Annotated in this window: 1 pseudogene; it reads right to left on the minus strand. The window is 59.6% G+C overall.

Annotation, left to right across the window (positions count from 1 at the left end):
• A pseudogene (locus RTW80_RS29980) lies at positions 1 to 255 on the minus strand (glycoside-pentoside-hexuronide family transporter); the annotation flags it as partial.

A 255-nucleotide genomic window follows, 5' to 3' on the forward strand; every position in this document is an offset into this window, starting at 1 on the left:
CACTGAATCGGCGTCACCAGCTGGTGCAGCACGCCGATAACGAAGATGAAGCCGAACATCAGCACAGTGGCATGCATCGGCACGAAGAACATCGCCACGCTGACCACCGCCAGCGCGGCGTTGGTCCACCAGAAAATGCTGACCTTGCACTTCCAGTCGGTGAGCGGTTTTGCCAGCGCGGAGCCAATCAGGTTACCGACGCAGTAGGTGGTGAGGAACGCGACGAACACTTCCGGCGAACCCATGATCCAGGTG

The organism is Escherichia sp. AM3 (assembly GCF_032029835.1).
GTDB classification, from domain to species: domain Bacteria; phylum Pseudomonadota; class Gammaproteobacteria; order Enterobacterales; family Enterobacteriaceae; genus Escherichia; species Escherichia coli.